We start from the raw sequence: 409 nt of genomic DNA on the forward strand, positions 1-409 counted from the left end.
GGCCGGGGCGATGGGGGCGGTGGGGACGGAACCGTCGGAGGTGCGCGTCCGCTGAAGGCGGAACGACGACGCGCCCCTCCGCCGTCAGGCCGGAACCGGTACGGACAGCGGCCGCCGGTCGAGGCCGACCCGGGCCGCTGCCGCGTCCAGCCGGGCGGCGGTCTCCGTCCGGTCCGCGCCGGTGGCCACGACGTACGAGTGACGGGCGATGTAACCGTTCGGCGGCAGCCGCAGCTCCGCGCCGGGCTCCACCAACACCTCGGCGGCCAGCAGCCCCTCGGCCTCGGTGGGCAGGGTGACGGAGACGACCTCGCAGTCCTCGGGCGGGTAGCCGAAGCGGATGCCGACCGCGCGGTGCACGGTGTCGGAGAAGTCGGGGCGCAGACCGAGTGCGGCGCGCACGGCGGCG

The 409-nt window shown here is 76.8% G+C and carries 1 pseudogene; it reads right to left on the reverse strand.

Annotation, left to right across the window (positions count from 1 at the left end):
* Nucleotides 1-84 precede the first annotated feature (84 nt).
* A pseudogene (locus tag AOK11_RS45330) lies at nt 85-409 on the reverse strand (ATP-grasp domain-containing protein); the annotation flags it as partial.

The sequence above is a fragment of the Streptomyces hirsutus genome, assembly GCF_001418415.1.
Lineage (GTDB): Bacteria > Actinomycetota > Actinomycetes > Streptomycetales > Streptomycetaceae > Streptomyces > Streptomyces hirsutus.